Source organism: Sphaerospermopsis sp. LEGE 00249 (assembly GCF_014299995.1).
Lineage (GTDB): Bacteria > Cyanobacteriota > Cyanobacteriia > Cyanobacteriales > Nostocaceae > Sphaerospermopsis > Sphaerospermopsis kisseleviana.
This window is the reverse complement of record NZ_JACJUZ010000010.1, coordinates 1-17,462: the sequence shown is the minus strand read 5'-3', so window position 1 is coordinate 17,462 and position 17,462 is coordinate 1. Positions and strand designations below refer to the sequence as shown.

The following is a 17,462-nucleotide window of genomic DNA, read 5'->3' as shown; positions in this document are numbered from 1 at the left end:
GTGTCAGAAGTGCTGAATGTTAAAAAATCTGCGATAAAAATTGCCCAAAATATATTAGAATTTGGGCAAGTTATCTCAAAATATTGATTTAATGATTTTTATGGAGGTTGAGGATTGATTATCACAAAATCCTTACGGGGCAATGATTATAAACTATAATGCCCATATTTTGAATGAAATGCCCGCACAATAAGGATTTTAATGATTTTGAACTGGGTTCTCCATAAAAAGTACCGAAGAACCGTTTTTTGTAACTATTGATCTATGAATCTGTAATGTTTTTCAGATAATACACGATCGCCTCTGCTGTTTTTAAATTAGTTGCTACCAACACCTGATTCATATTACATATTTTCAACAAAGTTTCTTCATTAGTTGGACTAGGTGCAGGTGTGAGAAAATCTCTGAGGAAAATCATAGCTAAAATACCTCCAGAACCTAGCAGGACATTAATTTTTTGATATCCCCCAGCAGTGGGAGAAGGAATTTCTTCACTCACAGTCAGACCAGCTTCTTGCTTTAAAACTTCACTCACAGAAGGCCAGCTAATGGTCAAGCTTTGAGAGAAAAACTCTTTATTTTTAGCAACCAACTCAGCTAATTCATATTTCTTGCTTTCGTGAGCAATGAGGACTATATTTTTTTGAATGCTCATCTGACTATCTTTTCTCTCCGTATTTGCTTCTATATCGTCAACAGCTTGTAATTCTTCAGATTCAGTAACTGTTGCTAATTTTTCACCAACAACTACTAAATTCTCACCAACTTCAGTTGTGGAAATAGATGTTTCTGTTTCTAAGTTTTCTGCTGTTTCTAAGTTTTCTGCTGTACAAACCACCTCTGTTACTGATATTTTTTCAATGATTTCTGCTGTAGAAATAGATGTTTCTGTTTCTGGTGTTTCTAAGTTGTCTGTGGTAGAAAAAACCTCTAGTTCGGTCACTTCTCGATTAACTTCTTGTAAGGTTGTACTACTCACCTCAATATCTTCATCACTATCTTCACTACCAATTATTTCCGTAACTTCTGCTTGAGGAAGAATATTATCATGTGGTGCAAATATCACATCAATCTGGGATTCCTTCAACGTCTCTGATACAGTTTCAGTTGCCTCTACATCAACATCACTTACCACTTCTGGCACATCATTATCTGTAGTCGCTGCTGGTTGAACTTCACTCTCAACTGCTAAATTTTCTTCCCCAACACCATCATCTGTATCTAAATCTCCAATTTCAATATCACCCTCAGTTATTGCGGGTTGAATGTTGATATCTCGTGGTTGTACAATTGTGAATTCCTGTGTGAATTCCTGTATAAGTGGCGTACTTAAGTCAACATCTTCATCACTCTCAGATGACACTGGTTGAATGTTAATATCTCGCGGTTGTACAATTGTGGATTCCGGTAAAATTGGTGTACTTAAATCAACCTCTTCTTCACTCTCAGTTGTCGTTACATCAGGTACTGTTTCCGATGCTGAAGCAGCAATATCTTCATCACTTTCATTTGCCGTCACATCAGTTACTGTTTCCGATGCTGGAGTAACAACATCCTGTGGTTGGATAAAGGGTCTTGCTTCTGCTATTGGTGTACTTAAATCAATATCTTCATCATCTTCATCACTTTTATTTGTAGTCACATCAGGTACTGTTTCCGATGCTGGAGTAACAATATCCTGTGGTTGGATAAAGGTTTTTTCTTCTACTATTAGACTTTCAGGTAATATTTGACTTTCAGGTGTAGTTATTACCTCTTGCTCTTGTGCAGCCGCAACATCATCAACTTCAGGTGTTGTCTTCTCTTCCTGAATTGGACTAATTACTTCTTCAGTTAAGTTGCTAACTACTTCTGGTGCTGGCTCATTAATGTTAGCAACATTAACTTCTGGTGATATTGGTCTGGAAAACAGCGCCGGGTCTATAACCCTAAACACGGTTTCTGGTAATTGTTCCGCCGCAGGTGTCATATCTTCCATCTTCAGAAAATAATCTCCGATCTGGATAGAATCACCGTGCTTTAAAATATATGGCTGATTTTTTACAGCTAATTGATTATTAACTATAGAACCATTCCTACTGCCAGTGTCGCAATAATAATACTTTCCACTTTGAACCAAGAATTTACCATGTATACGACTGACATCAGGACTTTCTAAGGGTAAGTCACAATCAGGAGAACGACCAATGATAAACTCTCCTTTTGGTGTAGTTGCTACCACTAAATCGAGTTCATTTACTTCATTGTCTGTGGTTAAATAGGCTATTTTGACTTTCATATTAATTTTTGGTTAATTTTATTAATCTCTGTCACCCAACGCTGACGGTAATTGTGTTCTAAATTTAGAATATCATCCTGTGACCAGTGAAAGTGATAAGCAATAAAAGCTACCTCCTCATACAAAGTATCAGAGGGGTAGCTTATGACTCCCCCGCTAGTGCTAACTCTACCGAAAATTGAGTATTACAGTGTGGACACTGGGTAGGGATATGGGTATTACCTTGCTGATTAATTCGATTGTAAAATTCTCTAAGATAGGCAATGTCATGTAAGAGCAGTCCTTCCAGTAAATCAGAGCTAACAGAGTTTAAACTTCCTAATCTTGTAATCACGCGGGATAACATCACCAAAACGCTGTAACCTGGATTTTCTTGGACTTTGCGCTCTTTCTGCACCAAAATTTCATCTTTAGCAGTGGCTAAACGCATGGTTCCATGGCGATGCACACGGTTTTGGCTATCCATTAACCCCCGTGGCAGAGTGAAGTCAAATTCAGTATAGAGGGTGTCTTGTTTCCGGGGCATAATTCCTGATGGTTTTTCCTGATGATTGAGTAGATTTAATTACATAGATTTAATTATACAGCAGTGGTTATGGGGAAGTTCCTTTCTCCTGTGGTAAGGAAGTTTCACCGTTCAAACCATTGATATGACGATAAAAGTCTTGCAGGTAATTTAAATCTTGGGCAAAAAAGTTTTCTACCATAGCAGGACTAACTTCAGATATAGCACCCAATTGAGTTATCACACGAGACAAGATCATAATTGTGGCATAGGCTGGGTTAGCTTTGACACGGGGGTCACGTAAAGGCGCTATCTCATCTATAGCCGTTGATAATCGCATTATACCCTTACGGTGCAGATTGCCTTCCGAGTCTAGATACCCTTTAGGCAGTGTAAATTCAAACTCTGTTGCAAACATATTTTGCCTATTATTTTACGCGCTTAAATTCTTCATAGGCAACTTCAATTTCTTCAATTTCTATCTCACCACTGCGGGCATTAACATCGGCTATTTTATAACTGGCAGGCCAAGCACCAGCTAATTCAAATCTTGCTTGTTCTTTGCCAGATTGGTTATAGATAGTCAAAGAAGCATTTTTACGTTGATCAGCCCATTTGCCTTCTTGAACGGCTTCAAACCACTTCCAGATAGCTAGAGAATTGGTCATTCCTCTTTTGAGAGTGATATTCCCACTTTTGACATTACCAGGAATTTTGGTTCTGACAACTTGACCTTTATCTGATGCACCCCATTTATTGGGGGTAACTTCAGCAATTTCAACGGCATCTTGAGTTCTTTTAAAGCCTTGACACTCTAAAAAGAAACCATCAACATTATCTTGTTGACCGTCTAATGTTAGACCTAAGTAGAACCGATGGGCTGTCAGAATTTCTGGAACTTGACCTGCTGTTTGTGACACTTTTGATTGTTGCTAAATTTATTATTTGACCATTATTTGACCCGTTTAACGCCTTCGTGAACTAACTCAATAGTTTCATTGGCCATATCTCCACCAGATGCAGTTAAGGTGGGACCTGTGTATTTACAGGGATAACAGTTAACTATGTTCCAACGAGCTTTTTCACTGCCTTGCTGATCATAGGCAACTACTGAGCCAGTTTTCCGGTTTTGCGCCCACTGTCTGGGATCTCCCATATCTTCGTTACATTTCTGATACCATTGATACAAGTCTATATCATCAGTGGCAATTACCTTCAATGTAATATTAGTAAATTTTACTACTGTGGGTGTTGCCTGCCGCATGATCTTACCAGACTTAGATGAGCCGTGGATATCTTGCGCTGGTGTACTTTCAACACCTAGTCCACTAATTTCTTTGATGAATTTATCAGTAATTCCGTCAGCCTCGAAGTAAAACTTGCAAGCCGTTAAAAATTCCCCTGGCATAATGATTTAACCTCCTGTGCAATAAGTGATATAAAAACCTTCAAGATGGATTTTCTGCTACTCTTCATCTGCGATTCCATTCCACTGACTGACGCGGAAAATGACAAATTCAGCAGGTCTGACAGGACAAACACCGACCTCAATATATAGACGACCTAACATTCTGGTTTCTGGTGGGTTGAGTTCCTCGTCACACTTGACATAAAATGCTTGTTGTGGTGAAGCTCCAAACAAAGCACCTTCCCGCCAAATCCGTTCTAAAAAGTTACTTACAGTACGTCTAACACGCGCCCACAAATCTTCATCGTTGGGTTCAAAGACTACCCACTGAGTACCTAATTCAATGGATTTTTCGATATAACTAATCAATCGTCGTACACTGATATAACGCCATTCGGTTTTATCCGGCTCAACCAAGGTTCTCGCACCCCAGACGCGGATACCACGATTGGGGAAGGTGCGAATACAGTTAATACCCAAGGGGTTTAATAATTCCTGTTCGCGGAAGTTGGTCTCATAACCTAAACCGATTACGCCTCTAGGTACTTCATTGGCAGGAGCTTTATAAACACCTCTGGTTTCATCAGTCCGCGCCCAAACTCCCATGATATGTCCACAGGGAGGTACAAGAATCGGATTACCGCGATCGCGTGGGTTGGCAACTTTGATCCAAGGATAATAAAGTGCAGCAAACATGGAACGGCGGTTAAATCTATTCAACCATTCCACTACCTGTTGCGGTTTGACTGCATCTGAAGGCGGATCAATCAAAACCATGCGGTTGGGTGGGTTAGGAATATCACCACTGGCTGAACCTTCGCACATACTAATCATCAATTCCATGATGCCGTGTACTTGATCCAAATTTAGCACTTGCGCTTGATATGCCCGCATTAAATCAGGACAGGCCAACATAGTGATTTCATCTATTTCAAAAATCCCCCTTACTCCTGTACGATCATCACGTATACCTTCTAAATCGCTGGAAAATCTATCGACGGGAACAGCTACAATCGGTGGTGCTAGTTCATATTGTCCATTGGCCGGACGGCGCGATAAAGGCTGTCCAGCTTGAGACACATCTTGCACCTGAATATACATAGAATTTCTTAAAGCCGCCACTGCATAGGTGGCTACCTGAGCTGCGGCCTCCCGGTTCATGGTTAAGTTCTCGTATTGTTCCAGAACTTCATCACCCCGGCGAATCTGCACAGAAAAATACTCGCCAGTATTGGGTGGGGCTTCCCCTTCTGTCCCTTCTGGTAAAGGACGAGGACCACCATCGGTAATTAAAATATTGACTGCTCCGCTGGCTGCTTGTTCAGGGCGCAAAGCAAAGCGGAGTGTTGGACGATTACCTCTACCAGTAATTGTGAGAATGGCTGGTTCTGGGCTTGAGGGTTTAGGTGCGCCTGGTAACTGAGTACCAATGCTTGTTACCCAGCAACGACCACCACCATTCATAAAGTAGCCATAAACAGCAAAAGGTAAGTAGGCGTTAAAATCAGTGAAACCATCAGAATTAGGACGAGCAAAATAGTTAAGATATTGCGTCCAATTAGTAATTAACATGGGCTTAAATAATTCAGCCCCATCACGCACATCTTCTGTAAACCCGACAAAACCAGCGATCGCCGTACTCACACCTTCAATTGGTCTGCTCCCACGGTCAATTTCTTCAATATAGACACCGGGAGCAAAGTAATCAAGTCTGGCCATAAAAGCATCTCCTAATCGGTAAACACCCAAATTTATTCAGGAGTTAGTAAGATTTCTTTGAAGGTATAATTTTGGCTATCGACCAAGACATTAACATTCTGCGGTAAATAGCCAGGACAATTGACTGTCAAAACATAATTACCTATACGTAAATCTTCAAAAAAGAAAATTCCTTCTTGATTTGTCAATACAGATTTTTCAGTTTTGACGACAGCAACTTTGGCATCCACCAAAGGCTGATTAGCTACCGCACTTTTCACCATGCCAGCGATCGCTACCCGTTTAGTAGCAACAGAGCCGTTACCATTGCCATTGCCATAAAATTGGTTTTGTAAATTGAAAATTCTTTCCGAAACCAATGGTACAGGCATCGACTGTGGCTCCCAGGGTACTGTCACCGTCACATACAAACCAGCACGCAAGGGTACATTGAGTGCGCTCCATAAAGAGCCAACCTCAATCGGTGGATCAAGCGCAACTGTCATGGTCAAATTGCCATAACCCCGCAATTCTGGAACTAAAAAATCCTCTTGCAGAGGGCGATGACGCAACAGTACATTCAAAGCTTCACTTAACAAGTGATGTTCACCTAAAGCAGTTCTATCCCAAGCTGTTAATAATATAGAGACATCAAACCAAATAGGAGACCAGTTGATCGTGGCAGGTTGCAGAGCGTTGGTGAGTTTGCGTTCCACTTGTCTACCAGAATGCTGTATTTGTTTACTCTCACGTAAGTCGTAAACATACAAATTGAGAGTCGAACCTGCACCCTCTTCCCGACGATGGCTAGGATGACTAAAGTCAATTTGCTCCGTACTGGTAAGTGATGTTCCTCCAGCTAGAATTTCTGCTAATGTTTGTACAACAAAGATAAGCATTAAAGTGTTTGCCTGGTAGCTAATCCAGATGTTTCTAGAATATCTGGATGAGTCTTGGAAAGGTAATTAGACTTTTGTCGATAATTTTTTGATGAGTTCCACGGATCACATCTGTTGAGGCTGGTAATGGGTAATGGGTAATTGGAAAAAATCAACTCTTGTCTCTTGCCTTCTTAGTGTTCCCTGACTCCTGACCCCTATTCCTAACTAGTAATTTAGGTTATATTAATTACTTTGAGTTGAGTTAGGTTCACCAGGTAAATCTTGAGAACCAGAATTTGAGAACAAGAAAAATATCAGTATTCCTGTCAAACAAGCTAATACAATTCCTAATCCAATCCAAATATTTTGCCCAAAACTGTGGGAACTTCTGGGGCTAACTAACTGTTCTGGCTTTGGTTGAAAGATTGTGTTATCTGGTATATTGTTACGACTTGGAGAAACTACAGGTCGTGGCTGATACAAGGTATTATCTAAGTTGCTGGCTTGTTCATTGTTGATTGGCCTATTTGCTGGATTTTGATGATTCTTTGGTTCTGATGACGGTTGGGGTTGGACAATAGTCCCTTCTGGTGGTTGTGGTTGATTTGGTTGTAGGGGACGGGGTACTGTTTCGTTATTGTTGTTTGCATAGGGTGAAGGACGATCTTGGAACATACCCCCTTCTGGTGGTTGTGGTTGATTTGGTTGTAGGGGACGGGGTACTGTTTCGTTATTGTTGTTTGCATAGGGTGAAGGACGATCTTGGAACATACCCCCTTCTGGTGGTTGTGGTTGATTTGGTTGTAGGGGACGGGGTACTGTTTCGTTATTTGACTGTTGATTTGGCAATTGTGGGATCAGTAGAATAGTCTCATCTTCAGATGCGCTTGTATAAAATGTTTGCAAGGGTTTAGAGACAGTTTCCTGATGAAAATCAGGTTGAGGCTGAACAATAGTTTCATTTATGGTACTAGCGGTACCAAGGGTGGGTTTAATAACCTCTTGCAACGCCTGATTTAGTTCACCTACTGATGCAAAGCGATTATTCGGATCTTTTTGCAGACATTTAATGACTGCAGTTTCCATTTCGGCAGATATGTTTTCACATCCAAGTTGTTCACGCAAAGGTTTTGGTAGTTCATAAGTATGAGCAACAACCCAGGAAGCTTCACTGATATTATTACCTTTAGTGCTGAAACCAAAGGGATCTGCTGCACTTAACATTTCATACAAGATAATGCCCAAACTGTAAATATCAGCCCTGGCATCTAAATTTTGCTTGTTTTGAATCTGTTCAGGTGCGGCATAACGAAATGTGCCGATAAAAGTAGTAGTTAAATTGCTCTGTTCAGAAGAATCATTACGGATTTTCGCTACACCAAAATCTAATATCTTCACCCACTCTCCCAAATCTGTAGGGATGAGAAAGATATTATCCGGCTTCAGGTCACGATGGATCACCTGAATATGTTCATTGCTACCATCTTTTTGTAGAGTTACTCCTTGATGTGCCATCTGTAAAGCCTGACACACTTGCGAAATAATACTGACGGTTCTTTCTTCAGACAATCGCTTTTCCCGCAGTAGCAATTGTCGTAATGTTTGACCGCGCAAATACTCCATTATATAAAAGGGATATCCTTCTGGAGTTACCCCACAATCACTAATCTTAACAATGTGGTCACTTTGCAAAGCTGCACACACGGCTATTTCCCGTTCAAAACGCTTTTTCATCTCTTGGGATGCTACTAGCGTATCTTTGAGTAACTTCAATACTACCTGTTGACCTACACGGGTATCCGTGGCCAATAATACCTCTCCCATACCACCGACAGCTAGAGGTTTATCGATCCGGTATCGCTGGTTATCACCTATAAAGCGCCCATTCCAATAATTTGAAAAAGATGGGGAATTCATCTGATGGCAGCCATCCTAAATTTAATTTCAGGTTTTAACTTTCTGCAAAAACAATAATTATTATTAACCCAAGTTGATAGTTAGGAATAGGATTCAGGATAACAATCAATTTCGATAGTATCATCTAGGATTTTTCTTCCTATATCTGCTGACAGTTCCCATTTTTCAGCCTTTAAAGGCATAACTAGCAACTTGGGTTATTACAATTTTACAAACATACTGTCTGACGTGATAACGATTATATCACAAGTTACTGAAGCGTAAACGCTTCAAATGGCTTTCGTGAGGCAGTGCGTTGGTGAGGCAGTCCGGTCTTGGGGGTTTCCCCCAGAAGGAACTGCCGAAAGGGTTTCCCTGAGTGAAGCAACTGTCGTCCCTTGCCTGAAGGAAGGTCAAGTTTTGCCACCCAGATCCAAAACTTAACTATATGGCTAATGCCACGCTACGCTATCGGCTGATGCTCACAGCGAAGCCTTAAGGGTTTTTAGCCTATTTTCTTATAATTAAGTTTCACTTATTTTAATTTCAGCTTATATCATTACTGAAATTTAGACTAAAAGAGAGCGATCGTTAGTGAAAGGGACCGCAAAAAAATCAAGGGATGCCTGTAAGAACTTTGCTTTTTTTCAACTCAGCTTCCCTGAGTCATTTTGTGTTTTTAGTCTAAAGTTCAGTTTCAACCAGAACACGGTATACAGACAATTTGTGAATTAATTACAGATTTGATTCCCCGGTTAGGGTTTAACCCAGCTACAGATGTACCAGTGCTTTGTCCCATGACACGGGAGTTAGTGGGTACTCGCAACCTCAATAATGTCTTGCAGGAATTAATTAACCCTAAAAGTCCCGACAAGGTAGAGATTACCAGAGGTGGGATGACATTGCAGGTAGGTGACAGGGTGATTCAGCAGACTAATGATTATCAACGGGAAGTATTTAATGGTGATTTGGGCATTATCACTGCGATCGACACAGTTGAACAAGGGATAAATGTGCAGTATGGCGTTCTTCTTGGGATATTTCCACAAGATATATTGTCATGTCCTTTTATTGATTAAATGTATTTAATTTATTCATTAATTAGCTGCAAAGATATAATTACTTGTTAAAGCTTTATTAATCGAAAAGTATTGGTATGAGACATTAACTTAACAGATGGAAGTTCGCTAAACGACCCGGCAATGAACGCGGTACTGAAGAAAAGCAAGGTATGGACAAGTGTTAGATTGTTGGGCATTTTGGCTCTACATTTTGAGAAAAATGTTTGCTAAAAGACTTGTTTTTTAGTAAAAACTATGAAATACTCTTAGAATACTACTAAAAATTGACCAACAAACCGTAGTTAATGTTGACCTCTGGTATTTTGCCAGTCAAAAGAATATAACTCGTAGAAGTGAAGCAATTTCACTTCTATCTTTGACTGTCATTCAAATTGCAATTTTTGTAATTAGGGGATGTGGAATAAATGTAAAACGATAAATCAAAGGATTGAGGCGAAAAATAGAACAATGAGGTGCAAGGTTGTTCAAGATAGGAGTAGCAAAATTGAAAATAGTGAGCGTGAAATAGGGAAAAATTTGTTGCCAACAGATAGCCCAAACTCTTGTCTTTTACCTGTCTATACGAGAATACTTTTATGGCTTACGCCACGCTCTGCTATGAGCAAGCCCTAATTAACTAAAAAATCAAACAAATCCCAATCAAGGAAAGGACTAAATGAGTACATTACAACTGTATTTTGCTAAAGCCTCTACTTTTTCCCAAAGAACCCGTGTAGTGTTGCTGGAAAAAGGAATTGATTTTACACCGATTGAAATTGACTTACAGAATAAACCAGAAGCTTTTACCCAAGTTTCTCGCTATGGAAAAGTTCCAGCCATCAAACATGGTGATGTCGAAATATATGAATCCGCAATTATCAATGAATATTTAGAAGAAGTATTTCCCGAACCAGCTTTGTTACCTCATGATCCTGCTCAAAAAGCAGTTGCAAGAATTTGGATAGATTACGCTAATACCCGTTTAGTTCCAGCTTTTAATAAATTCCTGCGTGGTAAAGATACCCAAGAACAAGAACAGGGAAAGAGAGAGTTTTTAGAGTCTCTTTTGTATATTGAAGAAGAAGGATTAGGTAAACTTTCTGGTAATGGTTCCTACTTCTTAGGCGAACATTTGAGTTTAGTTGATATCAGCTTCTATCCTTGGTTTGAAAGATTACCAGTTTTAGAAAAATTCCGTAATTTTACATTGCCCACAGAAACATATAAATTACAGGAATGGTGGGAGAATTTACGTCAACGGGAATCTATTCAACAAGTTGCTAATCCTACAGAATTTTATGTAGAAAGATTCGCTAAAATTCTTGGTTTAACGGTAACAACTGCGTAGAATGCGGTTTTTGAGATTACTTTAACATTCCTGTTAATTAAAGTAATTTCACTAAGTAATGAAGATTTTGATGAAATAGAAATAAAGGTGAAAATGATGGTTAAAAGTTTTTCTTTAAAGAATTTGAAAAAACCTAAGTTATTTGCTCTGGTGACAGTGTTTTTTGCATTTTTAGTAAGTATTCCCTTATTACCTTTGCCAGTATTATCAGCTAATTCTCGCGCCAATATTCAGTTTGTTTCGCCAAATTGGGTAGCTGAAAACGCCAAAGATCCTAACCTTAGAATTTTAGATGTACGTAATTTTCCTCTCGACTATATAGAAGGACATCTTCCTAATGCTGTCAACATTGCTGATACAGCTTTTAGGGGTCCAAAAGAAGGATTACCGGTACAATATTGGGAAAATCAAAAATTAGGAGAAATATTTGCTAATTCTGGTGTAACAAATAATAGTCGTGTTCTTGTATATTCAGATGGTAGAGATGTTTTAGGTGCAACAATGGTTGCTTATTTACTAGAACGTTCTGGATTGAAAGATATTGCTGTATTAGATGGTGGTTATGCTGGTTATAAAACCGATCAAGCTGTCACAAAAGAATTTCCTAAATACTCAGTCGGTAAATTCACAGTTAAAGATAACCCTTCAGTGCGTGTGAATTTAAGTGATGTGAAAAAACTGATTGGTAAATCAGGAGTTGTTTTTATTGATCCTAGACCAGAAAAATTGTTCCGGGGTGAGGAAAATATTTGGATACGCAATGGACATATTCCTGGTGCGCGGAATATTCCTTGGGTAACATTTACAGATGCTAAAAATCCTCACAAATTAAAGTCATTAGATGAAATTAAAAAAATTCTGGCAGATAAAAAGATTACTCCTGAAAATGACATTATTGTTTCTTGTAGTACAGGACGAGAAGCTACATTACAATATGTGGTTTTAAAGCATCTACTTAATTATCCCAAAGTTAGAATTTATGAAGGTTCTTGGACAGAATATAGCACTCACAAAGATTTACCAGTGGCTACTGGAGAGGAGAAACTAACTTAGAAAAGAGAAGAGGTGAAAAATAAATCCATGAGATATGCAATTTTGTTAATTACTGCTGCAATTTTCATCTTGATTCCAGTATATGTATTGACTGCCAATAATCTCAATCAAGATAACTTGGTCAGTTGCAGAAGTGGTAAAGAAGAACCTCCCAGTGATTCTACAAGCGATCGCTCAGGAGCTTAATAAAACGTAAAATGCGGTTTTTAATATTGCTACTCATTCAAGTAGTTGCACTGATATCGCTATTTACTAATTCACCAGCATTTGCCGTTAACCCCTGTCCTCCAGGAATGGTAATGATTTCTGGAGGTACATTCAAAATGGGAGCAGATGATTCTGGTTTTGTGGAAGAGCAAACAGCAGAAAATGTCACAGTTACATCATTTTGCATAGATAAATACGAAGTGACAAATGCTCAGTTCGCTGAATTTGTCAAAGCCACCAACTATGTAACAGTTGCAGAACGACCTTTATCAAAAGAACAGTTTCCCGACTTACTAGATGAGCAGAGATTACCAGGATCAATGGTCTTTCAAATGCCAAAACAAGGTGTGAAGGAAGTTCAAATTCTCAGTTGGTGGCATTGGACACCCAGTGCTAATTGGCAGCATCCCTTTGGTAGTGATAGCACTATTGTAGGCAAAGAAAACTACCCAGTTGTTCATATTGCATATCAAGACGCTGTAGCCTACGCCCAATGGTCAGGAAAATCATTACCAACAGAAGCACAGTGGGAATATGCTGCTCGCGGTGGGTTGGATGGAGCAACTTATACCTGGGGGAATCAATATTCAGTGAAAAAAGCCAACACCTGGCAGGGAATCTTCCCCTTTTTCAATACTAAAACTGATGGTTATGTAGGAACAGCAAAAGTAGGTTCTTTCCCAGCCAATGGTTATGGACTGTACGACATGACCGGCAATGTGTGGGAATGGACTTCCGACTTATTCAACGATAGATCCCCCACTTCTCAAAGAAGTCGGGGATCTGTTAACCAAAGTTTTGACCCTAAAAAACCTACAGAAACTGACCTTCATGTCATCAAAGGTGGTTCTTACCTATGTGCGCCAAACTATTGTAGCCGTTATCGTCCAGCCGCACGGGAATCAGAATCTACTGATACGGGAACAACCCATATCGGGTTTCGTTTGGTGAAGAATTTACAAGACTAACGCAAAATCTCTCTCTAACATTCTTAATCTTCGTGTCCTTTGTGTCCTTCGTGGTTCGTTAAAAGATTAAGCCTCACGCAAAGACGCAAAGACGCAAAGTTGCAGATTTATTATACAAGGATATTGTATGTTACATTCAATTTTGCGGGTGCTGTCTCTATCTTTTCTCATCACATTGTTGATGGTAACAAGCCCCGCCTTAGCTGCGACATCAAAGGTTTTACCAGTACGTCCACCGTCTTTTGATGGTGAAATTGGCTTAACTTACAAAGATTCAAAACCAGATTTTCCCGCACCCATTAAAGCCCCGGAAAAAGCCCCGAATGTATTATTAGTATTATTGGATGATGTGGGTTTTGGGCAAGCGAGTACATTTGGTGGACTCGTAGATACCCCGAATTTAACTCGTTTAGCTGAAAAAGGATTACGTTACAACCAATTCCACACTACAGCCCTTTGTTCACCCACCAGAGCAGCTTTATTAACTGGACGCAACCATCATTCAGTCGGTACAGGTGTAGTTGCAGAGTTAGCATCTGGTTTTCCCGGTTACACAACAATTTTACCCAAGAGTGCGGCTACTGTAGCGGAAGTATTACGGCAGAACGGTTATAATACTGCTGCTTTCGGTAAATGGCACAACACACCAGATTATGAAACCAGTGCGGCTGGACCCTTTGACCGCTGGCCGACGGGATTAGGATTTGAGTATTTTTATGGTTTTTTGGGTGGTGATACTAACCAATGGAGTCCGGCTTTGGTAGAAAATACTAAGCGAGTTGCACCACCAACCAATAACCCTGATTATCATTTGACTCCAGATTTAGTAGATCATGCCATTAACTGGATTCATTCTCAACAGTCTATAGCCCCTGACAAGCCCTTTTTTACCTATTTGGCTACCGGTGCTACCCATGCACCTCATCACGCTCCCAAAGCCTGGATAGACAAGTACAAGGGAAAATTTGACCAAGGCTGGGATAAATTACGAGAAGAAACCTTTGCTCGTCAAAAACAACTGGGTGTAATTCCTGCTAATGCCGAACTTACCCCCCGTCCGGTAGAATTGCCAGCATGGGATTCCTTATCTCCAGAGGATCAAAAAATCTATGCCCATGAAATGGAAGTATTTGCCGGATTTTTGGCACATACGGACTATGAAGTGGGAAGATTAATTGATGCCATTGACCAAATTGGTGAATTAGACAACACCTTAGTTTTCTACATCGTTGGTGATAATGGTGCTAGTGCCGAAGGTGGTTTAGCAGGTAGCGTCAATGAATTAAAAGTTTTCAATAAAGTACCTGAAAGTCGAGAACAATTATTAGCTTCTTTGGATGATTTAGGTAGTCCTAAAACATTCAATCATTATCATGCAGCTTGGGCTTGGGCTGGTACAACACCATTTCAATGGACAAAACAAATAGCGTCTCATTTTGGTGGCACTCGTAACCCCTTGATTATTGCATGGGGCGATCGCATCAAAGATCAAGGCGGACTTCGTAGCCAATTTCATCATGTTATTGATATTACGCCAACTATTTTTGAAGCTGCGGGAATTACTGCACCTACTCAAGTTAACGGGGTAAAACAACAGAAAATCGAAGGTACTAGCTTAGTTTACACTTTTGATGATCCTGAAGCTGATTCTAAACATGAAACCCAGTATTTTGAGATGTTTGGCAACCGGGCGATTTATGATGATGGATGGATAGCTGCGGCGCGTCATCCCCGATTACCTTGGCAGGGTACAATTAATGCAGACTTCGAGAAAGATCCTTGGGAACTATACAACATTGAGAAAGATTTTAGCGAAGCTAATAACCTAGCATCTGAAAATCCAGAGAAATTAGAAAAACTGCAAAAGTTGTTTTTATCAGAAGCTCGTAAACACAAAGTTTTACCATTAGATGATCGCGTTTCTGAAAGATTTGATGTCAAAAGTCGTCCTTCCCCTGCCGCAGGACGCACAACTTTTACTTACTATTCTGGTGGAGTTAGCATTCCTGAAGGTAGCGCCCCAAGTTTAAAAAATAGATCCTTTAGTATTACTGTTGATGTAGACATTCCTGAAAATGGTGCAGAAGGTGTGTTATTAACTCAAGGTGGACGTTTTGCGGGTTGGGGATTTTTCCTAGAAGATAGTAAACCAACCTACGTTTACAACTTTGCTAATTCCGAACGGTACACTATTCAATCTCCTGCAAAATTAGCACCTGGTAAATCAACAATTAAATTTAATTTTGATTATGACGGTGGTGGAGTTGGTGCAGGTGGAATTGGCAAGTTATTCATTAATGATCAACAGGTAGCTGAGGGTAGAATTGAAAAAACTTTACCCTACCGTTTGGCATTAAATGAAACTTTTGATGTCGGTCAAGATACAGGTACTCCTATTGTGGAAACCTATCAAGTACCATTTGCATTCACAGGTAATTTACAGAAACTTACTTTGAATTTGAAGTAATTGTTGTCTCACGCAGAGGCGCAGAGGCGCGGAGAGCAAGATTGAGAGTATATTTTAAAAATCATGCTCACTTCTTGTTTTCTTCTTTGCGTCTTTGCTTCTCTGCGACTTGGCGCGAAATAAGAAATCTATGCACCAAATTATCCCCATCCTTGACAAAATCGCATTCCTCGCATTTGTTGTTGCTACTATGTTTGGTACAGGTTTAAAGTTAACTGTACAACAGATTTGGCAACCTCTTCTTAATATCAGATTGGTTGTTTTATCGCTACTAACAAATTTTGTTTTAGTGCCAGTTTTTGTCTATTTACTGCTGCTAGTAATACCTGTTAATGAACCTGTGAAAGATGGTTTGATCATTATGGCATTGGCTTCAGGTCCGCCAGCTTTACCTAAACTTGCCCAAATAGTGAAGGGGAATTTAGCTTTTTCTACAGGGTTGATGATGATGTTAATGTTAGGTACTGTTTTTTATATGCCGATTGTATTACCTTTGGTTTTGCAAGGTGTACAAGTCAACTCTTGGGATATTGCTAAACCTTTAATATTGATGATGATAATACCGTTAGGAATTGGGTTATTAATTAAGTCCAAATCTGAAAATATATCCCTTAGCTTACAAGCAATTACCGCCAAATTATCTAGTTTTGGATTGCTTTTAGGTTTAGGAGTGAGGTTGATAGTTCACTTTGGGGAAATTATTGTTTTATTGACAAATGGTGTAATCTTTGTTTGTGCTATTTTTATTGTATTTTCTTTTACTGTAGGTTATTTATTGGGAGGACCTGGTATTGATACTCAAAGAGTTTTAGGAGTAGGAACTGCACAACGCAATTTTGCTGCTGCTTTGTTAATAGGTACAAGCAATTTTGATGATCCAAATGTGATCAGTGTGATTATGGTAACGAGTTTATTAATGATGGTTTCAGTTGTAATTTTGGGTAAAAATTTACCAGAATTAGATCAAGGACAGAGTGCGGAAATAGAGCAGTTGGAAGTTTCGTGATGACATGAAAATAATTGTAATAGCAATAGTATTTGTAATAACCAAACTATAGGACTAATATTTGATTTATGAAAAGATATGTAGGGTGTGTTAGCGACAGCATAACGCACCAAACCCTTGATAGAAGAATCTGTACCGGGTGTACAAGCAGGATGTGCAGCAGGAATGACCGTTTTTGGTTATGCTCAACTTGGCGATCGCACTGCTTTTACTGCTGCTGGATCGAAGATAGTTTTTAATGATATGCGGTAGCTTTTTCAACTACTTTAGCTATTGGAAAGCAAAAATTATGGGAAAGCATTTCACCAATTCCATTTTCACCTGCCGCTATATATACATAGCAAAGTAATCATTGTATATTTCTGTATTTGCCATAACGGTTAGTTCTATTTGTTCTTGTTCTGCTTTTGCTAAAGTTGTGGACTGATTTAAGCTATCTTGGAGAATGAAATCACCACAGTATTCATTTGCCGGTACTGCTGCATTCATCTTTTGGGGATAACTCAATTTGAGATTATTCATAATGGTGATGAATTGACTACGGGTACGGCCACTAAATCTGGGGTTGGGACTGTAGGCTATATACCTAAACATTTCTGGTAAAACCTCCACAAATCTCCTCGTGGTATGCTATGATTATAGTATTGAGGTCGAGATCATGTTAAGGAAGAAAGTTATTCGTGTTA

At 39.5% G+C, this 17,462-nt stretch carries 17 protein-coding genes and 1 pseudogene; 8 read left to right on the top strand and 10 right to left on the bottom strand.

Going from position 1 to position 17,462, the window contains the following annotated elements:
- Positions 1-262 precede the first annotated feature (262 nt).
- The 9 genes from H5968_RS05485 to H5968_RS05450 all read right to left on the bottom strand — a co-directional run bounded on the left by H5968_RS05485 (position 263) and on the right by H5968_RS05450 (position 8,687).
- Positions 263-2,278: an FHA domain-containing protein gene (locus H5968_RS05485; RefSeq protein WP_187039110.1), complete on the bottom strand. Its 2,016-nt coding sequence runs from the start codon at positions 2,276-2,278 to the stop codon at positions 263-265.
- A complete protein-coding gene (locus H5968_RS26055) occupies positions 2,275-2,424 on the bottom strand; it encodes a DUF6760 family protein (RefSeq protein WP_370569749.1) in 150 nt (49 codons plus the stop codon). The genes H5968_RS05485 and H5968_RS26055 overlap by 4 nt, the downstream gene beginning before the upstream one ends.
- Entirely contained in the window at positions 2,421-2,804 is a 384-nt protein-coding gene (locus H5968_RS05480; RefSeq protein WP_187039109.1) for a phage tail assembly protein, read from the bottom strand. The genes H5968_RS26055 and H5968_RS05480 overlap by 4 nt, the downstream gene beginning before the upstream one ends.
- A 67-nt stretch (positions 2,805-2,871) precedes the next feature.
- Entirely contained in the window at positions 2,872-3,201 is a 330-nt protein-coding gene (locus H5968_RS05475; RefSeq protein WP_137667031.1) for a hypothetical protein, read from the bottom strand.
- Between the two features lie 10 nt (positions 3,202-3,211).
- Positions 3,212-3,703, bottom strand: coding sequence for a phage tail protein (locus H5968_RS05470; RefSeq protein ID WP_187039108.1), 492 nt, complete (start codon positions 3,701-3,703; stop codon positions 3,212-3,214).
- A 32-nt stretch (positions 3,704-3,735) separates the two neighbouring features.
- Positions 3,736-4,191, bottom strand: coding sequence for a phage tail protein (locus tag H5968_RS05465; protein ID WP_096564874.1), 456 nt, complete (start codon positions 4,189-4,191; stop codon positions 3,736-3,738).
- A gap of 57 nt (positions 4,192-4,248) precedes the next feature.
- A complete protein-coding gene (locus H5968_RS05460) occupies positions 4,249-5,910 on the bottom strand; it encodes a phage tail sheath C-terminal domain-containing protein (RefSeq protein WP_187039107.1) in 1,662 nt (553 codons plus the stop codon).
- Positions 5,911-5,942: 32 nt separating this feature from the next.
- Complete coding sequence (locus tag H5968_RS05455) at positions 5,943-6,788, bottom strand: Pvc16 family protein (protein WP_187039106.1); 846 nt, start codon at positions 6,786-6,788, stop codon at positions 5,943-5,945.
- Between the two features lie 225 nt (positions 6,789-7,013).
- Complete coding sequence (locus H5968_RS05450; RefSeq protein WP_187039105.1) at positions 7,014-8,687, bottom strand: serine/threonine-protein kinase; 1,674 nt, start codon at positions 8,685-8,687, stop codon at positions 7,014-7,016.
- Positions 8,688-9,364: 677 nt separating this feature from the next.
- Here H5968_RS05450 and H5968_RS05445 point away from each other — a divergent pair.
- From H5968_RS05445 to H5968_RS05410, 8 genes and pseudogenes are all read left to right on the top strand, one after another.
- Positions 9,365-9,691: pseudogene (locus H5968_RS05445) on the top strand (ATP-dependent RecD-like DNA helicase); the annotation flags it as partial.
- Between the two features lie 712 nt (positions 9,692-10,403).
- Entirely contained in the window at positions 10,404-11,075 is a 672-nt protein-coding gene (locus tag H5968_RS05440; protein ID WP_187039104.1) for a glutathione S-transferase family protein, read from the top strand.
- Between the two features lie 93 nt (positions 11,076-11,168).
- The gene (locus tag H5968_RS05435; protein WP_187039103.1) at positions 11,169-12,128 is read left to right on the top strand and encodes a sulfurtransferase; all 960 of its coding nucleotides are present in this window, start codon (positions 11,169-11,171) and stop codon (positions 12,126-12,128) included.
- A gap of 27 nt (positions 12,129-12,155) precedes the next feature.
- Positions 12,156-12,314 carry a hypothetical protein gene (locus H5968_RS05430; RefSeq protein ID WP_187039102.1) on the top strand — a complete coding sequence of 53 codons (159 nt, stop codon included), beginning with the start codon at positions 12,156-12,158 and terminating at the stop codon, positions 12,312-12,314.
- An 11-nt stretch (positions 12,315-12,325) separates the two neighbouring features.
- A complete protein-coding gene (locus H5968_RS05425) occupies positions 12,326-13,303 on the top strand; it encodes a formylglycine-generating enzyme family protein (protein ID WP_187039101.1) in 978 nt (325 codons plus the stop codon).
- Positions 13,304-13,430: 127 nt separating this feature from the next.
- A complete protein-coding gene (locus H5968_RS05420; protein WP_187039100.1) occupies positions 13,431-15,770 on the top strand; it encodes an arylsulfatase in 2,340 nt (779 codons plus the stop codon).
- A 109-nt stretch (positions 15,771-15,879) separates the two neighbouring features.
- Positions 15,880-16,776, top strand: a complete 897-nt coding sequence (locus tag H5968_RS05415) for a bile acid:sodium symporter family protein (RefSeq protein WP_370569747.1) — start codon at positions 15,880-15,882, stop codon at positions 16,774-16,776.
- Positions 16,777-16,893: 117 nt separating this feature from the next.
- Positions 16,894-17,028, top strand: a complete 135-nt coding sequence (locus H5968_RS05410; protein WP_255427055.1) for a hypothetical protein — start codon at positions 16,894-16,896, stop codon at positions 17,026-17,028.
- A 75-nt stretch (positions 17,029-17,103) separates the two neighbouring features.
- Here the strand turns inward: H5968_RS05410 and H5968_RS05405 are convergent, their stop codons facing one another.
- The gene (locus H5968_RS05405) at positions 17,104-17,370 is read right to left on the bottom strand and encodes a hypothetical protein (RefSeq protein ID WP_255427054.1); all 267 of its coding nucleotides are present in this window, start codon (positions 17,368-17,370) and stop codon (positions 17,104-17,106) included.
- Positions 17,371-17,462 lie beyond the last annotated feature (92 nt).

Bases quoted from the DNA above. Each gene is read 5' to 3' on its own strand.
- H5968_RS05485 (WP_187039110.1), bottom strand. From the start codon at position 2,278: ATGAAAGTCAAAATAGCCTATTTAACCACAGACAATGAAGTAAATGAA.
- H5968_RS05480 (WP_187039109.1), bottom strand. From the start codon at position 2,804: ATGCCCCGGAAACAAGACACCCTCTATACTGAATTTGACTTCACTCTG.
- H5968_RS05475 (WP_137667031.1), bottom strand. From the start codon at position 3,201: ATGTTTGCAACAGAGTTTGAATTTACACTGCCTAAAGGGTATCTAGAC.
- H5968_RS05465 (WP_096564874.1), bottom strand. From the start codon at position 4,191: ATGCCAGGGGAATTTTTAACGGCTTGCAAGTTTTACTTCGAGGCTGAC.
- H5968_RS05460 (WP_187039107.1), bottom strand. From the start codon at position 5,910: ATGGCCAGACTTGATTACTTTGCTCCCGGTGTCTATATTGAAGAAATT.
- H5968_RS05455 (WP_187039106.1), bottom strand. From the start codon at position 6,788: ATGCTTATCTTTGTTGTACAAACATTAGCAGAAATTCTAGCTGGAGGA.
- H5968_RS05450 (WP_187039105.1), bottom strand. From the start codon at position 8,687: ATGAATTCCCCATCTTTTTCAAATTATTGGAATGGGCGCTTTATAGGT.
- H5968_RS05440 (WP_187039104.1), top strand. From the start codon at position 10,404: ATGAGTACATTACAACTGTATTTTGCTAAAGCCTCTACTTTTTCCCAA.
- H5968_RS05435 (WP_187039103.1), top strand. From the start codon at position 11,169: ATGATGGTTAAAAGTTTTTCTTTAAAGAATTTGAAAAAACCTAAGTTA.
- H5968_RS05430 (WP_187039102.1), top strand. From the start codon at position 12,156: ATGAGATATGCAATTTTGTTAATTACTGCTGCAATTTTCATCTTGATT.
- H5968_RS05425 (WP_187039101.1), top strand. From the start codon at position 12,326: ATGCGGTTTTTAATATTGCTACTCATTCAAGTAGTTGCACTGATATCG.
- H5968_RS05420 (WP_187039100.1), top strand. From the start codon at position 13,431: ATGTTACATTCAATTTTGCGGGTGCTGTCTCTATCTTTTCTCATCACA.
- H5968_RS05405 (WP_255427054.1), bottom strand. From the start codon at position 17,370: ATGTTTAGGTATATAGCCTACAGTCCCAACCCCAGATTTAGTGGCCGT.